The organism is Streptomyces sp. NPDC126510, from assembly GCF_040302345.1.
Taxonomy (GTDB): domain Bacteria; phylum Actinomycetota; class Actinomycetes; order Streptomycetales; family Streptomycetaceae; genus Streptomyces.
On record NZ_JBEORR010000047.1, the window covers coordinates 12092 to 36563 of the forward strand.

The window sequence follows — 24472 nt, forward strand, 5'->3', positions numbered from 1 at the left end:
AATGCTGTCGTGGAGACCCCTGGCGCCCCGGATGCAGAGATGAGTGCGAGATACATCGATAGTCACCGCACTCGGTTGTCGAGGACGATGGACACGCGCTTCGTCGCGGCACGCGCCGCGACCCAATTCGCTTCAGCTTCCGGGACCAGCAGATTGAGAGTGGTTTCGCCCGCTTCCGCGATAACGGTCATCGAGTAGACCTGCGCCTTCGTGTTGACGGGTCCTGTGACGGGCGGATCGTCGCCCTCGCGGGGTGTGTCTACGACGCGGATCATGTCTCCGGGGACAATCGCTTCCGACGGTAGGTGTGGGTATCCCACGGTGATGCCGACCATCGTCAGGCCTTCCCCGGGTACTACCTGGTCGGTGACAGCTGCAGGCATCAATACGGATCCGGCCGGCAGACGCGTGCCGGCGCTCATGCCGATGACACGGCCGCGTTCACCTGCTGAGAGCGCACCCAGGTCCGCGTCGACGTTGACGGTCTTCACCGTGAGGTCCTTCGACTCGATGACTTGACCCTGTTGGACGTCGCGGGCGAGCACGAGGACATCCGTGGTGGCGCGCATAGCACTCACAGCGGCGAGCATCCCGATCACAGCGACGACGACAAGGGCAATGCCCACGGCCAAGTAGATCGGGCGTCGACGAACACGCGCACGGGTAGTCAGATCAGGTGGGCCATCCGGGTCTGCGCCGTTATGTGCTGGTGGTTTGTCACCGGACGAGCGGATGGAATCGATCTTTTTGGTCAGTAGGGATGCCATGTGTGGTGGTCCTTCACAGTGGACGAGTGGACGAGGTGGGCAGGTCGTACGGGGACAGTAGGACGGGACCTGGACTGGCTGGCGTCAACTGCGCTGCGGAACGGTTTGCTGCGGCTTTTCGGTGGCCGTAGGTTCGCCACAATTATTGTCAATCTTGGTGACAAATCTAAAAGCCAATCTGGGTGGCATATTAGAAGGGTTGCGGCATGGTGTCTAGCGATGGACGGACCAACCCGATGAGCCGCAACGTCCTGCGCGGCTTCGATAAAAAAGCATTCGCAGTTGCTCGCAAGGCAGCTGGCATGTCTCGTGGCGATCTCGCCCGCCTGGCTGACACGACGGCCGCGACCATCCACAATTGGGAGATCGGAGCCACGTCTCCTCAGATCGATTTCCTGGCCAGGGCTGCGAAAGTGTTGAACATCGAGATCGGCGATGTCGTCGTCACGGATCCTGAGCAGCGTTATCTGAGCGACTATCGGTGCTTGGTCGGACTTACCCAACCCCAGCTCGGCAAAGTGTGCGGGCTGACGACCACGACGATCACGCGCATCGAACGCGGTGAGATCGCCCTCACCGACAAAATCGCGGCCGCATTGACCGCAGCGTTGGGGATTTCTGAGGCGCAGGTGAAACGCGCGTATCTGAAGGCCAAGCATCGCCCGCCTGGAACGCCTGCCTGAGTCTCGCCGTACACGTGGCATGGCTATCCCCCTCTGGAGCAAACTCCGAGGTTCTCCCCGCCCCGGTGCCAGCTCGTTCTCCCTGCTGTTTCACTCTCCTGCCTGCCACGCAGCTGAGAGTCTTCTGTGAAACAGGACAGCAGGTTTGTGTGGCCGATACGAGGGTTGCCGGTACCACTAAAGAGTGTTACCTGCGAGTATTGACTTTTCGCCGCACGTTACTGATGAGTATTTGTCCCGTTACAGATGCCCGCGAAAGGTCATGCATGGACAACGTCCGCCCGCCCAACCTGGGCGATTACCTTCGCGCGTTGCGCACCAGATCCACGCCGCAGCAGCCGGGCGGTCTGACCAGGACTGAATTTGCCGCGAAACTGTACTGGAGCGTGAGCCATATCACGCAGGTCGAACGTAACGAATCTGCGCATCCTTCGGTCAAATTCCTCGAAGACGTTTCCCGAGTACTCAGCCTCGATCCGGCCCAGCGCCGACACCTGTACAACCTTGCTCGCCGCACTCAAACCGAACGGGAAACATCGACCACCCCGTGGACGATCGACCAGTACCGATCACTCGTCACACCCGAGATGCGCACGGTGATCACAGCGCTCAATCCACATTTGGTGGCCTACCTGGACGAGCGATGGAATGTCATCGAATGCAACGCTGCCTACGATCGCGCCTTTCCAGGACTTCTCGACGACGGCAATGTTTTGCGCTGGCTCTTCTCCACACCACAGTCCAAGCACGTCATGGCGGAGTGGGAAGCCGAGACAGCCTTGACGGTGAACTGGTTCCGCGCGTTGATGGGACGCTATTACAACCCTGAATGGGCAATCGAAACCCTGCAAGAACTGAGCCAGTTCCCCGCCTTTCGGCGCCTGTGGGACAAAGAGGACGTCCGATTCGGCCGGCATCAGCCATTCATGCACCTGCGCGATGCCGACACCGGCGAGGAATACCGCGTTCACGTCCAAGTACACACGGAAATGCGCGGCGACTACCCCGTCCAGATGTACTTAGGGGTACGAATCCCAGGAACGCAATAGCTGCTCGAACCTCTACAGCCAGCCGGTTTCGACCATCGTCACGAAAGCTGCGATGGTCTCGTTCACGGGCTGCGGGTGAGTCCAATTGGCCGCGTGACCTGCGCCGGGAATGGTGAGGACTGGAACTGCGAGCGGCAAATGGTCGTACAACTGTTTCGCTTTGGCCGCAGGCGCGGACATGTCGTGTTCACCGCGGACAATCAAGGCCGGCACCGCGATGGCACTCAGCCGGTCGACGACATCGTCGCGTTCGATCAAGCACTCCGCGGCCGGCCGAATCGCTCGACGATCGCTCGACGTCCACTTCTCGATCCACGGCGCCCACGACTCTCGTGAGTCTCCACCGATCAATTGCGGCGCCAGAGCTTCGACAAGCGGTTCGATCGGCGCATCGCTGCACCACTGATCGAACATGGCCCTGTATCCAGCCTTTTCGTCATCGGTGCAGGCAGATGCTTCGGTATCGAGCAGCAGCAGCGCTTGGACTCTCTCCGGAGCAAGCAAAGCAGTCCGCAGCGCGGTGTAGCCGCCCTGCGACATTCCGCCGACGATTGCTGTCTCGACTCCGAGGTCGTCGAGGACCGCGAGGGAGTCGCGAGCCAAATCCCAGTACGTGAATGCGGCACCGGGATCGGTTGTACGGCCGTGCCTGCGAGAGTCCCAGGCCACCACCCTGACCTTGCCTGCGAGGGCATCGATCTGCGGGGCGAACATCGACGAATCCATGAAGAATCCATGACCGAGCAGCAGAACGGGACCCGCTCCCCCACTGTCGGTGTAATAAATATCGGCGTCGGGCGTTCTCACGTTCGGCACGAACCTGATACTAGGGGTGACGCATTCCTTCGCCACCAGTGGCCGAGGGCGAGGACGCTGAGCGAACTGAAAGGGACACGCCCGCCTCATGCGACCGGCCCGGTGCGGCGTCCCGATGGGGAACCCGACCAGCGAGAGACGGGCTGTACCTTGAATGACCTCGTGCACCACGGGTGCGGGGCGGCTGTTTAGAAGAGATAGGGAAGCAGGAACGACGCCACGATCAGGAAGGCTCCGAGGACGACGAGAGCCGTGAGATTGCGTCTCATGCCCGCAGCCTTATCTTCGTAATACCACTTCTGGGCTAAAGCGTCGCGGCGCTCGTATTCCTCGAGTAAGTAGGAATCGCGATCGCTTGAAGGGCCTCCGCCGCTGAGAATGCGCACCAAATCGTAGCGATCGGGGCCGACGAAGCCGAGATCTTGGACTTCCCTGTCGTGGAACGATGCTGACGAGTCCGAATGTGCCATTTCAATACCTGACGCTTCCTGGTGTTCCGCAAGGCGGATTGTGACCGCGGATTCGATCCTGCTCATGTGCGAACGTGGATACGACAGTTCCTTGAGTTCCTGATGCGTACCCTAGAAATACGTTGCATTGGAACGTCTTTCGTAGGTGATGCAGTTCGGCTAGTCCGGGTTGCCGGGCAGTCCTTCAAACACGTCCGCTACCCGTGTTTGCAAATTCGGGGAGCTGACGTCAATCGACTGGATTTGGGCGCCGCCGATGAACGTCGCGCACACCTGATCGGACAATCGGTGGCTTGCGCCGCCGGCCCTTATCTCGCCAGCCTCGATGGAGCGGACAACCAATTCATCAATACTGTTACGCCACTTCCGGTATGCGCTCTTCCCCTCAGCGAGGGAGGGTTCTACAGTGAGAAGCAACCCAGCACGCAGACCAGGGTCGGCATCGATGCGGTGCGCCACCTCGCTGCAGAACCGCACCAACTGGCGGCAGGGGGAACCATCGCCAGGTTCTCCGAGAGCCGCATACTCCTCATCCACCATAGCGGACCATCGTTCGATAACCTGTTGTGCCAGTTCTTCTTTGGAGGGAAAGTGAAAGTATAGTGCACCTTTGGTGACGTTCCCGTTTTCAATGATGGCGTTGATGCTTGCCGCGGCGAATCCGCAAGCATCGAATTGGCGGGCAGCAGCGTCGACGATTTTCTCGCGAGTAATCTCCGACCGTTTTTGCCGTAGCTTTCCTTTGCCCGCGCGCCCGACGTCGGACGGGCTGGGCGAATGAATATGACCTGGACTCAACGGCTCTGATTGGACGATGGTTTCACGCATTCCCTCTCACTTTCAGCAGTGGCTTCTCGCTGCATCCTGCAGAAACAACGGAGGCGTTGGCAATCTGCCTATTGTCAGCATTGGTGCACGATTGTGCCGATCGGAGGCCCGCCTGAGCTGACTCTGTCCTCGTAACCCATTCTCCGATTGCAGTCAAAATCCAACTTTTGGACACCTCGCGGTCGACGTCCACTGCCGATGTCAGTGCCTCGAATGCCAGCGTGACGGCGACAGAGAAATCGGGGTGCGAAGTGTCCGTCGCTTCCAGCGCGATGTCGTTGACGGCAGAAAGTGCGAGGTGCAGCGCGTCCGCTGAGACCACCGCCGGGTCTTCTACCAGCACTGCAGTGGATTGGTATGCCGATATCCAACCCTGGGGGTCTAACGGATGCTGAGCGGAGGCGCGGCACATGCGGGCAACCTGCTCCAGTTCGGAGATGATCTGCTCGGTCAGGATCGGGCCGAGTCTGCCGGTCAGCCCCCACTGCGAGTCGAGGAGGTCCGCGAACCATTGCCAGCGCATCGATTCCGGTGCGTCATCGAGAGCGAGCTCGACTGTTCCGGCAGCAAGACACATCACGGCGTCGCCGGGTGTCATGGTGTTGAGTGCGGAGGCGAATGTCGTGTTCATGAGCAAGGTCCCGTCTGGGCTCTCAGGTCGAGACCGGAGATACCTGTATATGTAAGGAACGATCTATTCGTAATGCACTGTCCTGGCATGCTTTTCAGTTTTCAACGGAAATATTGCCGAGAATCGCTTCAGCCGCTATCAGCGATGTCGATCGGGCGCACGTATCCCTGCGGTTGATTCCCTCCGTCCGCCTTTCGCTGCGGCGGACCGCCAGCGTGGCCGTGAACGAATTCCTTCGTGCCGGTCCCTGAAAGGGGTCGACCGCGCAGCCGCGATGCCTGTGCGGGCGAAGGCGACAGCGACTGCGAGCACTGCTTTGCATCGTTGAAATGTTGATCAACTCCGAACAATCGACCAGTAATATTGGGGCGCAACATGTCTCGAGTGGGTTGATGGCGAATGATTCGACCACCAGTTCCTACTCCGGGGCGCCGCTTACTCAGAGTGCGCGGCAGATGGCACGCAGGCCGGATCGGTGTCGCTCCATTCTTATGCCCTGACAGAGAATCAGGCAACAGAACTCGGCCGTTCCTCACGTCGAGCACGACCGTCGCGCGAGCGCTCGATGTCGCCTCTTCCGGCGATTCTTCGTCGAGCAAGATCGGCTCCAGCTGCTGGCCCGAGTGGGCCTCGACAGGAGGCAGTTCGTCAGATTCGTCACGAACAGCGAGGACTTCAGCGGTCGTTTCCTGCGGGCCACTCTCTTCTGTCGATGAATCGCTGTCGGCAGCTGCATCGCGCGCCAGTGCGCGCCGGTAGCGGCTCAATTCGGTGACTGCCGAGTCATATTTGATGGAAAGCGTTGCAGCGAGCTCGGCAGGAGACCAACCTTTCTCGAACGCAATGCGCACGATCTCGCGTCGCTCGCAGAAGCGCAGTGGCATCTGTTCTCCACCGAGCCGGCGAATCACGACTGCCTCGTCAACGGGAACAGCTCCCGCTCCCTGGCGTGGTTGAACTCGTTCCTGACTCCGTGCCTTGGGGTTGTCGATTTCGTCGTCATCCCATCCGAGTGGCGGTACGACGCCGGCGGCGCGGGATTGTTCACGAATTTCGGCGTCCGGGCCCGGGCGCATGGACAGCTCGTCGTAGATGCTGTCGATCGCCTTCCATAGGCCACTTGGGATGAGGCTCTTGGTCGGCATCCCGGTGACGACGTTGATGTCGACGCCGAGACGCGCTGCCAAGAGTTCGTCTCCATAGCCCATTGCATTGAGTGCGCGTAGGCGCCGGTGCGCTCCCACTGCGGGGGTGAGATCGCGGCCGCGGCTGGGGTGGAAGGTGATGGAAAGTACGGCGTCGACGACACGTTGGGGTGCTGACGTCGTGGACGTCTTGCGCAACGCCCGGATGGTTGCGATGGGCAGTGTTGCGAGTTGAGCGATCAGCTCGGTTGTCATTCCCGCGCACATCAGAGCATTGAGGTGGTAGCGAACGTTTGCGAGGTCGACTGATGTATCGACGTGACGGGCAGGTGTCCAAGCCTGCCCGTCACGTCCCCCTGAACCCGATTGTCGCGATGTCTGGAACCACCCGTCGTCGCGACTGGGTGTAGTAGACCGGGCGGGGATTCCGGCTGTTTTCAGTCTAGCTACCGACGCTTGGCGTGCAGGGGAGCGGCAGTCGCGTCGGCTGCTGGGAATTTCGGACGTGCGCTGTGGTGCGGCGGTGCTGGTGGTCATCGAAGACTCTTTTCCGTCTGGCGGCTGGTCAGACCGCTGGTTCGTGGGAACCGTGGTGCGCTTCGGAAATTCGCTGGTAGCACGCGAGCAATCAGGCAATGTTCGTTTATCTTGCCACAGTATGCCCGCATGCTGTGACGGTATGCAACTATGCTGATTCCATGACGACCGTGACGCGACGAATTCTCAAAGGTTTCGACCCAGCCGCGTTGATCCGAGCAAGGACGCTCCGCAAGCTCACCCGGAGCGATCTCGCGCGGATTGCATCGGTCAGCCTCAGCGCACTCGGCAACTGGGAAGCCGGGCGAGGAACACCGCAGGTCGACACTCTCGCTCGCGTCGCCGCAGCACTGGAAGTGCCCATGGAAACCCTGATCCCCATCCCCGAGAAAGATCGGACGCTTGCCGACCTTCGGAACATCGCGGGAATCACGCAGCCTCAACTGGGCAAAGCCACCGGTATCAGCACCACAGCAATCGGCGCTCTGGAGCGTGCCGAAGTGCGTCTGGCCGCCCTCGAACCGACGCGTATCGATGCACTGATTCAGTCGCTGAACACCACAAGAGCGGGATTTGAACGTGCGTATGCAAATGCGAAGAACAGACCGCCAGGAACCCCGGCGTAGTGCCGCACACGCTTCGAAAATTACTTCGAAGGTCGCCACTCTTACCGAAATATTGTGCCGCATTTGCTATTTCACCTGATCGCCCATTCGCAGCCGCTGCTGCCGTCGACGATCCACTGCCTGGCGTAGTCCGCTGATCGCCAGAGCGATCGCTACCGCAAGGACTGCGACAACGACGATGAGCCGGCGAATATCGAGGCCAGCACCTTCCGCGCCTGGAAGGGCCAGCAAGGGCGATTCCGATGCGGCGATGATCATGTTGTGTTCGAGGAGCCAGGCTGTGGCCCTGGCCGACATGGAAGGAAGGGCTCCGACGACGACACCGAAGATCAGTGGGGCTGCCATCAGCAGGGACATTTGATCCGCGTCAGAGAGTCCTGCTGAGTTCGCCGTATTCGGGGTGGTCCGCTGGGGTTCTGACTGACTGTCGAACATGACCGATCTCCTCGTGTCGCCGGAATTGGGCTTCTACGAGTAGGAAGATCCGGTGGAGGCGTCCTGTGTGACACGCGTGGGCAAACTATTTTCGGAACCTGGGTGTCGCACGTGACGGACGCGAGGCGTCGATACGTCCTGCCGCGTTTTTTGCGTTCGACTATCGGCCACACGTGCAGCAACTGTCACCAAAACTCAATGATAGGTCGTCAAAAATTACACTTAGAGCGATATTATTGATGCATGAAAGGTGATGATCGGCTCCTGGCACTGGCAGACCTCGCCCAAGAACAGTGGGGCATGTTCACCTCAGCCCAAGCCGCCGAGTCCGGCGTAAGTGCGCAACACCTCAAGCGGCTGGCAGACCGATTCATCCTCACCCGCATCAGGCATGGCGTGTACCGGCTGACAGGGACGCCGATTCACCTCACCGATCACGTACGCGCCCAATGGCTTGCACTCGACCCGACACGCTCGGCAGCAGAGCGCATCAACAGTGCCGATCCCCGCGGGGTCGCCTCTCATCGAACGGCCGCCGACTTGAGAGAACTCGGTGACATCGATGCCGACATTGCAGAATTCACCGTCCCGCGGCGGCGCAATACACGCAGCGACGGAGTCCGTTTCCACGTCGCCGCGCTGGACCCTACGGACTGGTCCCTACTCGACGGCCTGCCGGTCACGACGACAGCAAGGACGATCGTTGACCTCGCTTCCTCTCGCACAGACGGTGGACACCTCGCGGGAGTGGTGTGGGATGCACTGCGCACCGACCAGGTCTCGCGAGAACAACTGGAGTCCGAACTGCGCCCATTCGCGCACCTCTACGGCGCCCCCCTCGGCGACGGAGCGGGGTTCGTCGCCGCCCTCATCGACGACGTCGCCGCCTCGAACCTGATGGCCATACCGACCGAGGCACTGCAAGAGAAAGCCGCCACCACCGGCGAGGACGCGCACAGGCACGGTGTCCTGAATATTCTGCGTGATCCTGCTCTACCTGCCGCGATTCGTGCACTACGGAAACAAGGAATTCTATAGTGTCACAACATTATTAGACGTCAAAAGCACTTCATAGCGCGGCGCTGTCAGACCGTCGACATTGCTGCGGCACGTGGCGCGAGGAGGTTACTCGAGGAGGTCTGCCACGTGTCGCCCGTCCGTCCCACCGACGAGTTTGAGATTCAGACCTGCGCGCGACGCCAAGGATAATGCGCCGATGCCGTCGGTCAGAGCGGCGTGGGTGATGCGGTCGAGCCCCGCTCCGACAAGTGGGGCGGCCGTCCGCAATGTTGCTTGCAGTGCAACAGAGTTAGTCGAACCGCCGTGCATCAGCAGGTTTCTCTGTCGATAGAGGCGCCGCATCGCGGTGGTGATGTGTTTGGAGACGTCGTTGAGGGTGCGGCGAGGATCTTTCACGACCTGGTTCATGCGTTCCTGGGCGGCGATATCCGTCGGCCGTGTCAATGCCAGCGACCGACCAGATTTGAGGGATTCCGCTACCAATAGAGCCCTCTCCCGATTGGAGGCGGCAGAGGCAAGTGCCAGCGCAAGCCGGTCCGGTTCTTCCGGGTCATGGCGGTGAGCCAAGGAGGTCAATTCACCACGAGGCCATGAACATGCCACCAATGCGGCCATACGATCGGCAGCGACGGAGCCCCGGTCTCGGGTGTCGTCACCGTCGGCGGATGAGATCAGCAAGGCCTCGATGGCCGCCCATCCCCCGGAGATGGCAGGGCCGGGGGATCCGAAGTTCAGCGATGCGGCAAGTTCGAGTGCGTCGTCGAGAGCTGTCGGCTCAGCAACGTCGTATACCCGACGCTCGGCCTGTAGGGACAGCACGAACGCCCCACGCCCGTGTTCGCGGCGCAGTTCGATCTTTTCAGTGTCCGTGCCGCTGCTGACCCAGACTGTGCCCAGCGGCAGCGGGATCTTGTGGCCGCGGGTCCGTTTGCGGGTGTAGCCGCTACGCGCAATCAGCCGATCGACGGTCTCGGCGACAGCGTCGGCTGCGCCGAAGGTGTCTCGGGTCTCCACTGTGTAGAGGAAGCCTCCGCACGTGAGGATGCCTCCTGGAGACTTCGTCTTGTCCTGAATCCACTCGTTCACCTGCCCAGCGGTGCGCCACTGCGGCAGATCCTGCGCCAACTCCATCTTGGGCAGCGCGATGAATGGGACCATTACCTCGAACGAGTGGGCACTGCCGTGGGCCAACGCTCCCGCAGAATCGAGCAACTCGGCCAGGGAATGACCGCCGTACACATGCCCGGAGACCCAACGATGCAGAAAACCCATGCTGTATCCGCAGTCGAGGAGATGCGAGGCAACGGCCCGGGCTAACCGCTCTGGCGAGGGCCGCGAGGATCCCTGCACCGCCACAGCCCAACGCGCGATGTAACCGTCCTGCACCAGATCCGTCAGCTGAGCCAGTGTTCGGTGATGGCGGCTTCCGTGCGGAACTCCGGATCGGAGAGTGGCTCGCAACTGCGTGCGCAGTTCCTTCTCGCCGACGCCCCGATCGCGGCCGGCGAGACGTTCGATATCGTCTGCCAGCCAGGAAACCGCGCTCGTCGAAAGCACGTTCCGCTCGCGCCAACGAGACGCTTCGTCGAGTTCGCGCAATGCCAGAACCGTTCCGGTATCCCAGAGTCGGCGCTGCCAAGGCGAGGTGTCGGAAAAGAAGTCCAACAACCGCACGAAGATGTGCGCGGAATACGGATCAGCGTCCGCACCCTGCGATGCGGCGATGATATGCACGGTGACTGGATCGAGAGGTTTGCTCACCGGAATATCTTCACGTAAACTTCGAGACAAGCGAAACGCTGCAATCTTGAGCAGGGGAATAGTCCTTCGGGACTATTCCCCGCTTTTTCGTTCTCAGCATAGAACATATGTTCGAGGTTAGTTCTGTGTGTGGCAGCGGTTAGGTCACGAGTGCTGAACCAATAGCGAAGGTCCGGTCGGCCAGTTCTTGCCCGTAGACGGTTGCGATGTTGGCCGCGACCGGGGCCCACGCAGTGCGGAACCATTCCAAGCCGCGTTTGAGGCCTTTCGACATCACGGTATCGAGGTCATCGAGAACGTCCTCGACATCGCTGGGGTCGATGTTCGGATGTGCTGGGGCGGAGGCGATGTCGCTGCGAAGCGTGCGCACTAGCTCCACGGCTTCCTCGATGGTGACGCCTTCGGTGTTGTTGACGGTGACGGTGTGGTTTTGCCCGCCGACGACTTGGCTGCTGATGGTTCCGTAGTTCTCGGCCGAGTAGTTCGTGACGTGGTTCGAGACGGGCACCGGCATCGCAGCATCCTCGATCGGGAAGGAACTGCGTAAGGCTCGGTGGCCTTTCGGGGTGAGTTCGGCATAGGTGAATTCGTTATTGGCGTTGCGCTGTCCCGTGATCAGCCTGCGGTCCGCAAGGTCATCGAGAGCCAATCCGACTTCCTGATGAGTGAGAGCGCCGGTGAAGTCTTCACCGTCCGGCCCGCCGACGATGCCAGTGAAGTGTCCGGTGCGCGCGATCGAGGACAGGACCTGGCGGCGTGCGAATTCCTCGCGGTACGACTCAACAGTGTTGCGGGCCCGCATCTTACCGACAGTGGTGAGATGAAAATCGTAGCTGCCGTCGAGGGTGTAGGTGTCTTCGACCAATTCAAGATTTTCGAGTTCGTCGTACACGAAGCGGGCATCGTCATATGGGCAGACCTGTACTGGAAGGGCAACGGCTGGATCGTTGTCGGCCAACCAGCGCAATGCGCGCATAGCGCGAAAGGAGATGCTCACGTTGTGCTCCGTCGTGATCGCGTCGTGCCTGAGTTGGCGCGACGATTCGACACTATCGGCCGCATGTGACATGCATGCTGGAGCAGACGACAGAGGGCTCCGCGTGCACGGACGCCGTTGGCAGTCACAGACACTTTCCGCGATAACGACGACACCGAGAAAGCCGCACGGCCGTCGCGACCGCCCCTACATCCCAATTTCGTCGTCCCACCTGGGTGCGGCTCGATTGCGCACAGGCTGTTTACACGTTGTCTTACGGCTTCCGGTAAGCGAGAACGCGGGAATTCCGAGCGCAGTTAGTACTTGTCGAATACCAAGACCAAGTCGAGGTGGTGCGGTCACCGCTTAACAACGCAACCGCACCGCACCGCATCGCAGGGCAGGGCAGAGCCAAGCCCGCGCCCGCATCAATGCCAGCCGTTCGGCTGCACGGCAGTGGGTGCCGGCCGAGCTCGACAGAGGTCACGCCAGCTCAGGTACCTGAACAGGCTTGCGAATCGAGACGTACGAACTGTCCGGAATCGCAAGATCGCCCATCTCGTCGGTGTCGCTGCGCCAGGTCAACGAGAGCAACGAGTCTTCGATGATGTCGGGCTCGGGTTCGGTGTCGACAACGACCCACTCGTCGGTGTCCTCCATCAACATCAGATCTCCCAGTGCCACGTCAGAGGCGCGAACATCCTGGACCGGTCCGTATTGGTCCTCGTGTTCGTTTCCGCTGCCGAATGCATAGTCCGGTTCCTCGCGTGGAGCCGTATCGTCGACTGCTGCCTTGACGACGGTGAGTCTGGTTCGGGCCTGTTCGACGTTCGACGGTTCTGGTCGGGATTCGGGATCGGAGAGTTTGTCGAGAAACGCCGCCGCATCGGCGGCATCGTTTGTCGCGAACGCCGGCCGGCGGTAGGTGTCGAGGTCGACGAAGTCCGCCATCGCTTGTCGCTTCTTCGGAGTTTCGGACGCCCCCAACAGACCCAACAATGCGGTCGGCGATGCGAGCCGGGGATCGGTCTCGCCATTCATCCGTGCTCGTGTGAGTACCGGGTCGAGGTCAGGCCTGTCACTGGCAAGGACCCAGTCAGCGGCGACGTAGTCGAAATAGGTCAGGGGTGCGGGTTCTGACGTTTCGTCGGAGTCGTCGATGTCTGCCAGAGATTCCGGCGGCACGATGAGCAACCGCGGGTGTCTGGTCACCGCTGGCCGAAGTCTGTCGAGGAGTTCAGCGTCGGGAGTGCCGTCTCGCGTCTTCCGCGGGTCCGGCACGCGGTAGCACTGAATTTCGAGCGCCTGATAGGTGTCCGTGACAGTGGTACCGCGTCCTCGGCACTTGCGCGGAACGCTCGTGCCGATCGACGGCGACTGCCACATCATGACGGCAGCTTGAGGTGAGAGCCGCCCCATGGAGATGCGCATCGCGAAGTTGTCACGCATATCGCCCTTGAAATAGATCGCATCGGGGCGCTGTGTGCCGAAGACCAGATGCACTCGCGACGTACGAGCCTTGCGCGCCATCGATGCCAGCATGTTGAGTACCGGTGGTTCCCTCGGTCCGCCTTTTGGTTTGACCGAGAAGTACCAATCTTCGACATTGCCGCGGAATTCCGCCCACTCGTCGAGGAACACCAGGACCGGTTCGAAGTCCGTTTCCGTTGCCTCGCCCATTTTGATCTTGTCGTAGCGGAACTCCATCAAGTCGCGTGCCCGGTGCACCATCGCAACTTGCTGTTCGATGGACGTGGCGACCACTTGAACATTGGGCCAGTCCTGGAAGCCGAGGAATTCGACGTATTTTCCATCGAGCACCCAGATCGGCCATCCGCGGCGCGAGAAGTTGACCAACAGGTTGTGTGCCGTCACTGTCTTGCCGCTACCGGGAGGTCCGACCAGCATCAGATTCGGATCGATCGCGGGGCGCCACACCACTTCGTTGCCATCTTCGTCGACACCGTATGGGATCTCGACGGAGTCGTAGTTGGCCAACAAATCGACTTCCGGGTCGATGTCCGGGGCGGGCAACCAAATGCTGTCGGGGAACGCGGTGCGTTGCTCGAACGTGACCTCGTCCGTGTGATGGTTCCACTTTGCTCGCCAGCGTCCGGGGAACATCGCATTGATCGCGCGTTCGACACGAGTTCGATAGCCGTCCGAGACGAGCTTCGATCCGATTTCGTGCCGCACCTTCATGGAGGTGACTTCACCTGTCTTGGCATCGACATCGATCGCGGTGACCGTTGCGGTCGGTCCCAGCAGTTGCCCGACGTAGCGTTTTGCACGCGCCACCGCTTCACTGTCGGAGGGCTCTCGTTCCGGTTCCGCCGCGGGTGTGAAGATCAATCGCCGACGGTTGCGGTCGTGTTCTGCGAGGGCGAAGAATCCCCACCCTTGGTCTTCGAAAACCTCGCAGATGTCGTCGACCCATGTGTCGTCGTTGAGCGGTTGCGCCGACTGGTAATAGACAGTGAGTTTTCCCGGCACGCCCGGTGTCCCTCCGCTCCACTTCGATACCGACAACACCGCCCGCGTCGCTTCAGGGAGTCCCATGACAGGGCAGAGCCGTTCGACAACTTCGTCGACGTCGACATCTCGGAGTTGTTTTCTCTTCCCCACAACTCCGGTGTAGACCGCGCCTATCGACAGACCTGCGGCCGCCGGAATGGACAAGGCGGCATACCCGAACAGCGGGGCTGCGGCGCCGACACCCACTGCTGCGCTTCCGAGGCAGAAGCTGTCGCGAACCCAGTTATGCGACCGTGCCGGCAGCGAACTAATGCGTGGGGAACGAGCGAATCGGGCGGGGGCCTTTTCCTGCGCGGGACTCGTCATCGCCGACCCCCGATCACCTGGCGGCGATCGATTCCGGTCTGCATCTGCATGGCGCTCCTCCTGTGGTCGGTCAACCGCGCGCTCGCGCAGCTGCCTCGGATGGTCCTTCTACTCATAGGAAGATCCCGCCGACCGGACCTGAGTGACATCGCGGCGAAAAATCTTCAGAGAAAAATGTCTCTGGACTTTCACTCATGCCAGACCTTCTACCGACGCATCCGGCAGTGCCTTGTATCCGATGCATTACTGAGTGACAGGTTCATGGGAGCCATCCCATCGCCCTCCCACTGCAACTTCCCTTCGCGGAGCCCGCACAACAACTGGCGCTCACTCCAATCGCGAAATAACACCGTCACCCCTTGACACGTGGGTTACGCTCCGAACAGCGCAACGAAGTGAGCATGGATCGGAGCGACCCTCCGCGTAGGGGATAAATTCCCTCCCCGGCAACTAGATCAAATTCGCGCTGTTCAGCTGGTTACGGCCTTGGAAACGAGGGCCCGAACCGGCCCTTGTCTCCTCGTCGCACCCAGGCAGACAACCGCAAAAGTGTCTTCTCCCGATCGCCACCCACGCCCCTCCCATGAGGGAATCAACGTCGCGAGCCTGTCCCTGTCCGGCGTCTGCGATATGTTCGGTGTCGAGTCGTTTCGCGTGACTCCCACCCATGTTCGAGCAGGCGCCCGCATCGTCGTTTCGGCACAAAGTTGGGGAAGGTCCTCCGGATCCGCGGATGCTTTTCGACACTGACCCCTTGATGGGTACATGCGGGGCACCCGTCAACGCGCCCAGTGATCGGAGCACACTCATGGTCTCGAATTCGGCTCGTAAGAAAGCTGCCCGAGAACACCAGCTACTGCACGGCGGGACTTATGCATCGGCGCTCGCTGCAGTGAAGCAGATCGAAGTCTCAGTCCCAAGTCTGTCCTCGTGGACCCTGTCTCGAATGATCGACGACGGAGTACTCGGCGACGGCACCGCAGCATTTCTAGAGCATTGCGTTGCCGTGGGCCGAGTTGTCGTCATCGCCGGACCGATCGGCAGCGGGCGCAATGCCCTGTTGAACGCCTTGGCCAGAGGTATCCGTGAGGATGCACGAGTCGGCATCGTGGCTCGCGGAGGCTGGAAAGGACTCGACGAACTCGTTCCCCGCTTAGGCAATGCTGTCGTTGCCTAAGCTCCCTCAGGGCTCGCTCAATCACTGGATTGGGAGTTCTCGCTGAGTCGGCAACAACTCGAGTACCTGGTCGTGGACGAGATCATCGAGCCTGGTGATGGACATTTCTTTACTCGGTTCGTCTCCGAAAATGTGTGCGGGGCGCTGGCGACGATTCAGGGGCAGACTGCCGACGAGGCCTTATCGCGGATGGCCGCGAACTTCGCGGCACTACCAGTCACAGAGACCACTCGTGTGCGTGCCGACGGAATCGAGGACATCGAAAAGTTCATTCACGAGGTCGTCAACGTCGTCGTTGTCATGAAGCCGGGCGGAGTGCGGGCAGTTCCCACAGTTTCCGAAGTCGCTGCGGTCTCCAGTGGACGAGGGCGCAACGGTCCGACATCGACGGCTCTGCTGACCGAGTCCGATCACACGAGCGACGCAGTGAATGAAGCCGCCAACCTTCTCGGTCCAGCGCGTCGACCTTTTTGGAGGCCAACCAAGGATTGGCGATTCATGAAGAGGTGTCAGTGATCCGAATTCGATCGATGCGCGTTGTTGCCAAGCGGTCGTTCTTGCTGCTCAACGCCAGGTTCCTGCAAAGGGGATGTTGGGTCCGCGATTGTCGTGAGCGCACCTCGCCGGGACTGTGGCAATAACACCGGACGAGCGTCGTTGAGGTGTTTCGACTCCGAATCGGGCCGAATTTCTCGTGTGGCCACTCATCTGCCACGGCGCAGGCTTGTGCTGTGGCAGATGAGTCGACCACTCCTGGCTCATCGGACGGCTACGGCGCTCACACGCCAGACATCGAGTTTGATGGCACTCATGTAGACGGCGAAGGTGTTTTTGCTCAGTTCTTTTCCATCCGGTCCGGTGGCAGTCTGCGTCACTGCTAGAACGCGGGAAACTTTTTCGGGTTGATCAGCAGGGTGTTCGTCGCCGGCGATACTCGCTGTGGCAATGACGATCGCATGGTCGTCTGCCCAGTTCTGCCATTGCTTGCCGGTGATGGGTGCGAGCGCAATGAATGAGTCGGCGTTCGCGGCGTAGTACCTCTCGTCGAGGAGTGGCGCCGCCCGTTGAGCTGCCGCGGATTGGTTTACGTCCTTGCCTGGCGCGTAGGAGAGCATGGTGCGAGCGGCGGCGAGCATGACCGACTGCGCGTCGTTCTCGTTGGCTCCGGCCAGTGTGTCGGGGAGCGCTGGAGGCGGAGTGGTGGTCAGGGCTGGAGGGGCGGTCGGCGGCGACGGAACTGTCGTCGGCGCCGAGCCGGATTGGCTACTTTCAGCGAGGACGTCTGTCGAGGGGAGTGGGGGTACCGTCCACGAGCTGTCGGCTTCGGCGCTCGTTTCCACCGCATGATCTTCGGGTTCGTCGCTTCCTCCGCACGCTGTCAGTACCAATGCGGCAGATGTGAGAGCAGCAAGAGCGAGCGAGCGTTTGCGAGTAATCATGGTGAAGGTTTCCTATCCGAATCGTTTGACGTACATCTCTTCGCCGGCCCAGCCGGAGAGCGGCATGATCGAGACGCTTTTCCCCGATTCCGGGGCGTTGAGCAACATGTCCTGTCCGTTTTCGGTGCCATAGAAAATGCCGACGTGATGGGTGTCGCCGCCTGCGCCGAAGTAGATCAGGTCACCTGGACGCTTCTGGTCGAACGGAATGTCTTGGCCTCGGGAGTCGTACAGCTGGCCGGGATTGGAGTGACTTCCGGTGAAGTGAGGGAGCAAAATTTGGCCACCGGATGCTTGGTAAACCGCGTACAACGTCAAGCCTGAGCAGTCGAAGCCGACCTTGTTCGAATCGCCGTTCGCATCTCCTGCCCCGCCGCCATCACTGATGCCTTTCGTTGGGCCGTTCTGATCTCCGCCTCCCCACGCGTACGTTGTTCCGATCCATTGGGAGGCCGCAGCGATCACGTTCTCTGCGAATGGCCCCCCGGGCTTGAACTGGGGTCCACCGGGGTTCGAGGTTCCAGGCGCGCAGGCGCCGCCATCGATGATCGTTGTTGCGCCGCCACCCTTGACGATGTCTGCCAGCTCCTGCGGCGTCAGGTCTTTGCCTGAACCTTTGAACTGCGAAGCTAGTTGCCGAGCGAGCGTTTCGTCGTCGGCGTATGCCTCAGGGTGGGCCGATCCCTGCACGGTTTGGGCGGCGACGGTGACTGGCATGGTTTGCCAGCCCGAAACTTTGAGCAACGCGTCAAAGAATTTGACGTTCGCCGTGACGGGGTTCATCAACTCTTCCGCGGTGCCCCAGATGCCGACTTGCTGTTGGTATTGATTGACCGAGAGGTGATCGCTTCCGACGCCGTCGTGGGGATATTGCAGCGACTCGGGCACGTTGGAGCTGGCGAGCATTCGATAGGTCGATTCCTGGCTCATGGTGGCCAGGGCAACCACGATTCCTTGATCAGGAACGGCCATGGACTCACCTATGGCGACAGCCTGTTTCGCCAGCGCTGTTTGGCTGGCGTTGAGACCGCCCGTGCCGGCGGGGGTGGATTTCGCCACCAACTCTGCGTCGGGCTGAGCGGGGACGGAGGCTGCTGCCGGGGAGGCGGTTCCTCGTTGCTTGAGCCAGGGAACCGGGTCCACTCCACCGCCCATCGACCATTGTCCTGGGTAGATACCGAAGTGCAGGTGCGGGCCGCTGGACTGTCCTTCGCTGCCGACTTTGCCGATGAGTTGGCCTGCGGTGACCTTGTCGCCGGCTTTGACGAGCACTCCTGCTGCGGTCATGTGTCCGTAGAGAGATTCGACGGTCTGCCCATCGATGGTGTGCCGGATGCGGATCCAGTGTCCGTAGCCCGAGGCCGGTCCGGCGACGACGACTTCGCCGTCGCCTGCGGCGTAGAAGGGGGTATCCAATGGGGCGGCGTAATCCTGTCCGTCATGCATTCCGCCTTCTCGCATGCCGAACGGCGAGCTGATCGTGTACGTACCTTCGGCCATCGGAACTGCCAGCGATCCAGGTTTCAGACCTACCAAGGATCCGTCTGCACGAATGTCGGTACCGGTCGGCTGTCCGCAGGTGGTGTCCTCACCGGTGAGGGACAAGATGACGAGAACCGGCGCCATCAACACGACCATGCACACGATCGGCACGGAGATGAGGATCCACCACCACTTCTTCGACGAACTTTCCGAATCAGGGGACGGTGGTGCCGCCAGGAGCGTCATCAGCGCGGCCGCCGGGTCAGCGAGCTCGGCTGCGGGGTCCTCGCGTTACCTGCTCCTGCTTGAGCTGCCGCCGCAATCAGTCCTGCGGTTCTCGAGCCGGAACCGGTGGGAATGTTGACGGCGGGAACAACTGGAGCAGCTGGCGGACGTGCAGGCGCGGCGGTTGGCTTCGGTGCCTTCGGAGCGCGGGTAGGAGTAGTAGGCAACAACAGCGGTGCGCCGGAATCGGTGGTGAATTCGCGGAAAGCCCGACCGTCTGGTGCAACGGTCTTCGATGCTGAACTGCGAACTTGTCCGCGCTCCGGAGCAAGCCCCGACGGTGCTGTGGCGATCGCCTTCTTGATGCCCGGTTTGTCTGCAACAGCCGCCTTCGAAAGTCGACTGCGTACCGCGGCCGCCGCGCTATCCGTACCGGTTCCACGGCTCGGTGAGCTCGTAGAGGACCGTGAGCCCGAGGACTGTGAACGGGCCATCGTGGCCGGGTCGGAGAGATTGTCGATCGACTTCTTGGCCTTCTTCGCTCCAGAGACTGCTTTCGTGCCCGCCCAGACTGCGGCAGCGACGCCTCCCGTTACCGCAGTCGATGTCGCTGTGCCAGCTACTGAGCCAACGGCTTTGGTTGAAGTAGTCGCCTTCTTCGCGATCTTGCCTGCACCCTGGACCGTGGCCTTGCCGCCACGGTAGATCTGTCGGCCCTGTGCAGCCATCAACGCGATATCGCGGCCCGACGTCGGGGTAGATCTGGTGATGGATGTGGGTGCGGCATCGGGGCGCTTCGCCAAAATCGACGCCAGGCTGTCCGACATCCGTTGCAGACCCTTGATCGCGCGGCGGAAGAGGAGGAGCGCGATGATCAGGAAGATGTCGACGAAGAAGACGGTGCGGATGAGGTTCGATTCGTCTGAAGCGAAAAGGTCTTGGACGACGAGCACGTATCCGACCAGGAAGACGATGGAAAACATCATCTGCAGCAGCGCCATCGCGACGTTGGCGATTGTGCGCCAAAACTGTCCACGCATCGACGGCGCGATGGCGACGACGATGCCAGGGATGGATTTGATGGCGTTGCCGATCGACACCCCGGCCGCGAGTACCAGCCTGCCCGCCAGGTAGATCGCGAAGGCCATCAGCAGGGTGCCGGCGAAGATCAAGAAGAGCAGGCCCATAGCTTGACCCGGGCCAGGGTTGTCGGCGTATTGCTTCATCGGACCGTCATCGCCGTCGCATGCCGCGATCGCGTCTTTGATGCGGTCTTCGGGCTTGTCGTCCGGGTTGATCAGGTCCAGGGCTGCCCCCGCGCCGGGAAGAATGTCACCGACCTTCTCTTGCACCTTGTCCATGACCCCGGGCCCGTCCGGGGTTGCGGCGTACGCCTCGTCGAATTCTTTGACGCACTTGCCGTTGTTGTCCGGCGCATCGAGGACGACACCGAAGTTGATCAGTTGGGTGGGTTGACGCAGGAAGGTATCTACGAGGGTCGATTTGATGGTGTCGATCTGTTGATCGGCGTTGCCGCTGGTGTTCCCACCGTTGGCCAGTCCCGACGCGACTTCGAGTCCGGCATCGCGTGCAGCGAAAACGAGGCCGTCGTTCCCGACGACACGGTCGAGCGGGTTGGCGAGGAATCCGACGGCCGCGGCCGCGATGACGCACGACATGAGCAGTTCGTAGATGCCGGTGGAGAAGCGGCCGCGTACGAACCACACGGCCACGCTGAATCCGGCGATCGTCAACATCAGTGGGGTGAGCGCGAATTGGTCGGTGATCGAAGTGACGGAGTCTGCGATGGTGCGGATCGGCGTGAGAATCATTTCGATCCAGTCGAAGGACAACGCGTAGGTGATGAACCAGATCGCGGTCGCCATCAGGAATCGGAAGATCTCGTATTCGAGGGTGATGATGTAGGCCCAGATCATTCTCCAGCCGCCGCCCATCGAGGCGTTGCCCTTGTCGATCGAGAGGAAGTAGCTCCAGGCGTCGATTCCGTGCGTGTCCTTGAGTGCCATCCACGCGAAGAACGGTGATGCACCTCCTCCTCCGCTGGGGTCTGCGGCCGCGGGCGTTGCGAAAATCAGCAATAGCGCACCAAGGGCGTGCCATCCGGCGGCCGCCCGAATGAGCAGGCGGCTCCACCAGCGTGACCACAGCCAGCGAGAGATCGGTTTGCTCGCGTACATGATGACGACCAACCAGGATTCGGGAATCCAGGCTTTGGCGAGCCTGCCGGCGAAGTGCAGGAGCCAGCGCAGTGAGTGTGTGACCGCGGCGCGGACGCTGAAGTACTCGCGGGCTTCGGGACGGCCCTCGACAACGTCCTGGTCGAGGGGGTGCGCCGCGGTCGAGGTCATGCCTTCACCAGCTTCTTGTTGTCTTTCGGGGTGGTCAGTGCGGCTTCACGGCGCGATTCGGTGGCGGGGAGAAGTGTCTTGATGCGGCCGACGTTTCCCCCGCCGTCGCGCATGTAGCCCTCGCCTCGGCGATGCGGCTCGACGTAGCCGTCCTGGCCTGTGACCGGCGCTGTCTGCTCCGTGAGCTCTTTGACCAGGTCTCGGTTCTCTGGGTCCAGGCCCAGCCACTCGATCGCGCGCTTGGCGAGGCCTTCGTCAGTGTGGCGATGAACAAATCGGGTTTTGATGAGGCCACGAAGTTTCGGTGTTCCGAAGGCGCAGTCCTGATCACCTAATCCCACTGCTGCAGAGGACTTTCGGCCTTGAAGAACGAAATCTTCGATGATGTCGATACCGTCGTCGGCATTGAGAAGGTGATGGGCTTCGTCGACGAGGAATAGCGCCATCTGATCGGAGTCGGCGAAGCACTGCCCGCGGGCGATCTTCGCGATGAGTGTGTAGACGGCGTGACCGAATCGTTTCTCGAGCGGCAGATTGTCGTACAGGTGCTGCTTCTCTGTCTGCAGCTGGGTGGGGAGCTCGACGCGGTGGGTTCGGAAGATGATCGCGGGTGCGGTGATCGGCAACGCCGGCAGATCCTTCGCGAAGAGCGCTGCGGCATAGCTCAATCGGGCGTAGACGTTCATCTCTTCGCCGAGGTCGTGGGCGCCGGCGATCAGGCAGTCGTCGGAGAGGAGGTGCTCGGTGAGCTCGCCCAGCCCTGCGTAGGGGTGACTGGTGCGATAGGACGGTTCGAGCACCTTGGCCAGCGCCTTGCCGTGTGTTGATGTCGGCTGGATTCGCAGCAAGGCCAGCATCACCGATTGCGTCATCTCCGCCGCGATGTTGGGCGGGAAGATCCGCAGTGGGTCGGTGCTGTAATCGGGTTCGACCAGATCGACGATGACCGCATCAGTGACCGCCCGAGCCCAGTTGGCGTATTCGCCGAGGTCACTTTGATCGATGCCGATGACCTGGCCGCCGCAGTCGACGACGTGACCGGCGATCACCTTCATGGTGACGGACTTTCCGGATCCGAGCTCCCCGGTGACAGCCCACGAAGAGGACTGGTCCCGGAGGGACTTACCGAGTATGTCGTTGAAAACCGCACCGATCCGGGCTGCCGTGATGTTGAGTGCCAGCAGGGGTCCGGAACTGTCGCCCAGATCGTTGCGAGTGAACGGCATGTAGGCCGCGAAATGTGTCGAGGTGGTGATGTGCCCGAATTCGCGCACGATCTTCGACGTCGGAACGCCGGGAATCATTGCCCACCACAGGTCCTCTTGAAAACCGAGCGGCGCGACCAGCTTGTAGTCCTGATGTTCAAAGGACTTCTTCACTGTTTGGGCATCAGCGAGGGCCTGCTCTTCGGTCGACGCGCCTACGGCGAAAAGCGCTGTCCAGGCGACTTCGACCTCGTCACGGTTGGTTTCGAGAAGCGAGCTGTACTCGGTCAGTGCAGAGGCTGCGATATCAAGGGCGCCCTGTCCACCTGCCAGCTCGCCTTCCCGCTGCTCGTACTGTTCTTTGAGGTTTTCCAGCGCACGCTTGTTCGCGCGCATCACGTCAGCGCCTGCTGTCACCTTGAGTCGAGCAACGAAATCGACGTCGATGTCTCCGAAGTCGTCGGCCAGGGAAAAGAATTCCGAGCCGGGAAAGAGGACACCACCGGAGGGCATGTCCGCTAGCGCGAGAATTACTTGGTACGACGCGGGTCGATCATCGATGTCGTAGGGCTGATCGATCTTGAGAACTCGACTGAATGTGGGGACCTTCGGACGCCACCAAGTCGTGGGCTCATCACGATCTGATTGCGCGCCTTCGTCGAGTCGTGCTGGGGCAAGAGCCGCTCCCGATTTCGGGGAAGGCGTGGACGCGGCGCCAGGCATGTCTCGATCGACATGGAGGCCGCGGCTCATGGAGTGCTGCCAGAGCCAAACCATCTGCGCTGGCGTTGCCGGCCGAGCCCCGAAGACTGCGGGGATGTCGGCGATGATGAGATCCGCCTGACGAATTCGCGCCCGTACCTCGTCTTCGGGGACGGAAGTTCGAGGGAGTCCGATGAAGTCCGACAGCGACGACCATGCCGCGTGCGTGGCGGCTTTTGCTTGTCCGGCGAGTCCTGTCGTTGTCAAAGGGATGCTCAGATAGAACACTCGTTGGCCGGGGCGATAGAGCTCGATGGAGTCGAGGGTCGCCTCGCATTCGATCGCCCAGTCTGTGTGGACATCGAGATCAACGCCCTCGGTCATCCTCGCCACGACCGCTTCCGCACTCAGCGACGACGCGATGCCCATCAACATCGACTCGCCGGGCAGCGCGCGCACCAGCATCGTGTGCAGAGTCCGGGCGGTGCGCTTGTCGACGTTGGGTCGGTAGCCGTAGTCCATCCCGCTCAGTACGTAGTCGGCCCACACGACACCGGATTTCGTCCACCGGATATTTGCTGCCATCGACAGAGTTGGCTGTTCCATTGCGGCGAATCGCTTTCTACTCGGAGTTTCCGGCGTTGGCCAGCGCAAGGAGTTCCTTGACGCTCGAACGGCCGGGGCGCGGGGCGGGATCGTTTGGTGAGAGGGCGGGCAGTTCCTGTGGTCGCGACCGAGTGCCGACAGCGTTGTGTGCGACCGGCACAGATTCAGAAGGGGATTCGGGTTCCACAGCAGCGACGAGTTGGTCCTCGATGCGCGGATCGGCAGTGATGTAGCCGCCGGCGTGAACAAGGTGCGGTGCTCGGATATTCACGCGTTTGCCGTTGATCTTCAGCTTGGCCTCAGGCGATGCGAAGACGGCCTTTTTGACCCCTTGAGCGACAGATGCCGGGCTGCGGCCGGCCAATCGGAGCTTGCCGACGACGAACACCGTGCCGCCACAGCATGCAACGAAAAATCCGACGTTCCACGTGATGCTGTCGCCGAGCCACAACGGATGCAGGAGCCACAGGATTGCTCCGACAGCGGCGCCACTGACGGCTTGAGGGACTGTGTAGGGGCCGAAAGGAAGCTTCTTACCGTCGGGTGTGCGGCCGATCAGCTGAGGAATACTTCGAGCTGTTGTGAAGTCCTTGATGACTTCGACGTTGTTGTCGTCGTTCATGCGTGCACCGACTCGCGTGAGGAGTTCTGTCGGTGTGCTCGTGTGGTCGCGTCCGTTGCC

General features: G+C 61.1%; 21 protein-coding genes. 6 read left to right on the plus strand and 15 right to left on the minus strand.

What is annotated here, in order from left to right:
• Positions 1 to 62: 62 nt before the first annotated feature.
• The gene (locus ABTX60_RS39385) at positions 63 to 767 is read right to left on the minus strand and encodes an SAF domain-containing protein (protein WP_003944215.1); all 705 of its coding nucleotides are present in this window, start codon (positions 765 to 767) and stop codon (positions 63 to 65) included.
• A 236-nt stretch (positions 768 to 1003) separates the two neighbouring features.
• Here ABTX60_RS39385 and ABTX60_RS39390 point away from each other — a divergent pair, with 236 nt between their 5' ends.
• Together ABTX60_RS39390 and ABTX60_RS39395 are read left to right on the plus strand one after the other, a co-directional pair.
• Positions 1004 to 1450 carry a helix-turn-helix transcriptional regulator gene (locus ABTX60_RS39390; RefSeq protein WP_003944235.1) on the plus strand — a complete coding sequence of 149 codons (447 nt, stop codon included), beginning with the start codon at positions 1004 to 1006 and terminating at the stop codon, positions 1448 to 1450.
• Between the two features lie 266 nt (positions 1451 to 1716).
• A complete protein-coding gene (locus ABTX60_RS39395; RefSeq protein ID WP_003944262.1) occupies positions 1717 to 2499 on the plus strand; it encodes a helix-turn-helix domain-containing protein in 783 nt (260 codons plus the stop codon).
• Positions 2500 to 2511: 12 nt separating this feature from the next.
• Here the strand turns inward: ABTX60_RS39395 and ABTX60_RS39400 are convergent, their stop codons facing one another.
• From ABTX60_RS39400 to ABTX60_RS39420, 5 genes are all read right to left on the minus strand, one after another.
• The gene (locus ABTX60_RS39400; RefSeq protein ID WP_209922976.1) at positions 2512 to 3315 is read right to left on the minus strand and encodes an alpha/beta fold hydrolase; all 804 of its coding nucleotides are present in this window, start codon (positions 3313 to 3315) and stop codon (positions 2512 to 2514) included.
• 188 nt (positions 3316 to 3503) lie between these two features.
• The gene (locus tag ABTX60_RS39405; protein ID WP_037131408.1) at positions 3504 to 3851 is read right to left on the minus strand and encodes a hypothetical protein; all 348 of its coding nucleotides are present in this window, start codon (positions 3849 to 3851) and stop codon (positions 3504 to 3506) included.
• 93 nt (positions 3852 to 3944) lie between these two features.
• Positions 3945 to 4613 (minus strand): TetR family transcriptional regulator, encoded by a 669-nt coding sequence (locus ABTX60_RS39410; protein ID WP_050794059.1) that lies wholly within the window; start codon positions 4611 to 4613, stop codon positions 3945 to 3947.
• Positions 4606 to 5244 carry a hypothetical protein gene (locus ABTX60_RS39415; protein ID WP_003944274.1) on the minus strand — a complete coding sequence of 213 codons (639 nt, stop codon included), beginning with the start codon at positions 5242 to 5244 and terminating at the stop codon, positions 4606 to 4608. Before ABTX60_RS39415 ends, ABTX60_RS39410 begins: the two co-directional genes overlap by 8 nt.
• A 128-nt stretch (positions 5245 to 5372) precedes the next feature.
• Positions 5373 to 6644 carry a hypothetical protein gene (locus tag ABTX60_RS39420; protein WP_232509006.1) on the minus strand — a complete coding sequence of 424 codons (1272 nt, stop codon included), beginning with the start codon at positions 6642 to 6644 and terminating at the stop codon, positions 5373 to 5375.
• 443 nt (positions 6645 to 7087) lie between these two features.
• Between ABTX60_RS39420 and ABTX60_RS39425 the strand changes: the two genes are divergently transcribed.
• Entirely contained in the window at positions 7088 to 7552 is a 465-nt protein-coding gene (locus ABTX60_RS39425) for a helix-turn-helix domain-containing protein (protein ID WP_003944268.1), read from the plus strand.
• Positions 7553 to 7618: 66 nt separating this feature from the next.
• Here the strand turns inward: ABTX60_RS39425 and ABTX60_RS39430 are convergent, their stop codons facing one another.
• A complete protein-coding gene (locus tag ABTX60_RS39430; protein ID WP_003944204.1) occupies positions 7619 to 7987 on the minus strand; it encodes a hypothetical protein in 369 nt (122 codons plus the stop codon).
• A gap of 243 nt (positions 7988 to 8230) precedes the next feature.
• On the opposite strand from ABTX60_RS39430, the gene ABTX60_RS39435 reads away from it, so the two are divergent.
• A complete protein-coding gene (locus tag ABTX60_RS39435; protein ID WP_003944244.1) occupies positions 8231 to 9025 on the plus strand; it encodes a type IV toxin-antitoxin system AbiEi family antitoxin domain-containing protein in 795 nt (264 codons plus the stop codon).
• Positions 9026 to 9112: 87 nt separating this feature from the next.
• On the opposite strand, the gene ABTX60_RS39440 is transcribed toward ABTX60_RS39435, so the two are convergent.
• From ABTX60_RS39440 to ABTX60_RS39450, 3 genes are all read right to left on the minus strand, one after another.
• Positions 9113 to 10768 (minus strand): hypothetical protein, encoded by a 1656-nt coding sequence (locus tag ABTX60_RS39440; RefSeq protein ID WP_003944271.1) that lies wholly within the window; start codon positions 10766 to 10768, stop codon positions 9113 to 9115.
• 139 nt (positions 10769 to 10907) lie between these two features.
• Positions 10908 to 11765 carry a hypothetical protein gene (locus ABTX60_RS39445; protein ID WP_003944282.1) on the minus strand — a complete coding sequence of 286 codons (858 nt, stop codon included), beginning with the start codon at positions 11763 to 11765 and terminating at the stop codon, positions 10908 to 10910.
• Between the two features lie 462 nt (positions 11766 to 12227).
• A complete protein-coding gene (locus tag ABTX60_RS39450) occupies positions 12228 to 14465 on the minus strand; it encodes an FtsK/SpoIIIE domain-containing protein (RefSeq protein WP_003944223.1) in 2238 nt (745 codons plus the stop codon).
• Positions 14466 to 15531: 1066 nt separating this feature from the next.
• Between ABTX60_RS39450 and ABTX60_RS39455 the strand changes: the two genes are divergently transcribed.
• Both ABTX60_RS39455 and ABTX60_RS39460 read left to right on the plus strand, forming a co-directional pair.
• Positions 15532 to 15762, plus strand: a complete 231-nt coding sequence (locus tag ABTX60_RS39455) for a P-loop NTPase family protein (protein WP_350834946.1) — start codon at positions 15532 to 15534, stop codon at positions 15760 to 15762.
• A gap of 72 nt (positions 15763 to 15834) precedes the next feature.
• Positions 15835 to 16278, plus strand: a complete 444-nt coding sequence (locus ABTX60_RS39460) for a hypothetical protein (protein ID WP_003944270.1) — start codon at positions 15835 to 15837, stop codon at positions 16276 to 16278.
• 242 nt (positions 16279 to 16520) lie between these two features.
• Here the strand turns inward: ABTX60_RS39460 and ABTX60_RS39465 are convergent, their stop codons facing one another.
• Genes ABTX60_RS39465 through ABTX60_RS39485 form a run of 5 tightly spaced genes read right to left on the minus strand, consistent with a single transcriptional unit; the run spans position 16521 to position 24412 of the window.
• A complete protein-coding gene (locus ABTX60_RS39465) occupies positions 16521 to 17201 on the minus strand; it encodes a hypothetical protein (RefSeq protein ID WP_003944203.1) in 681 nt (226 codons plus the stop codon).
• Positions 17202 to 17213: 12 nt separating this feature from the next.
• Positions 17214 to 18929, minus strand: a complete 1716-nt coding sequence (locus ABTX60_RS39470; protein ID WP_003944272.1) for a peptidoglycan DD-metalloendopeptidase family protein — start codon at positions 18927 to 18929, stop codon at positions 17214 to 17216.
• Entirely contained in the window at positions 18929 to 21277 is a 2349-nt protein-coding gene (locus ABTX60_RS39475; RefSeq protein ID WP_003944264.1) for a hypothetical protein, read from the minus strand. Before ABTX60_RS39475 ends, ABTX60_RS39470 begins: the two co-directional genes overlap by 1 nt.
• On the minus strand, positions 21274 to 23790 hold the full coding sequence (locus tag ABTX60_RS39480) for an ATP-binding protein (protein WP_003944254.1): 2517 nt from the start codon (positions 23788 to 23790) through the stop codon (positions 21274 to 21276). The genes ABTX60_RS39475 and ABTX60_RS39480 overlap by 4 nt, the downstream gene beginning before the upstream one ends.
• A 16-nt stretch (positions 23791 to 23806) precedes the next feature.
• Complete coding sequence (locus ABTX60_RS39485) at positions 23807 to 24412, minus strand: hypothetical protein (protein ID WP_003944259.1); 606 nt, start codon at positions 24410 to 24412, stop codon at positions 23807 to 23809.
• Between the last annotated feature and the right edge of the window lie 60 nt (positions 24413 to 24472).